Annotated in this window: 1 pseudogene; it reads right to left on the bottom strand. The window is 59.3% G+C overall.

Annotated elements, in window-relative coordinates:
- Window positions 1–246, bottom strand: a pseudogene (locus tag ACYP03_RS27455) (zinc carboxypeptidase); the annotation flags it as partial.

Here is a 246-nt window from a genome sequence, read left to right as displayed (position 1 = left end):
AATCCAGTGCCAGAGTAAACGGGCTTTGCCGGGTTTGTTTTAGCACCTGATCAACCAGCAGTTGTGCTTCTGCCTCCATAGGGTGTCCAGCCGGGCCGCGATACCAGGGCAGGCGGGGACTGATTCTGTGACCACCGACCAGCCATGCTGTGCGTTCCTGGCTGTCCACAGGGGCATTGCGCATCAGATCAACATGTCTGGCGTTCGAGCGGCGTTGCATGGCCATGCCCACCGGATTAAGCAGCG

Source organism: Photobacterium sp. R1 (assembly GCF_054600795.1).
Note: the sequence above shows the minus strand (reverse complement) of the source record. Positions and strands in the feature narration are given on the sequence as shown.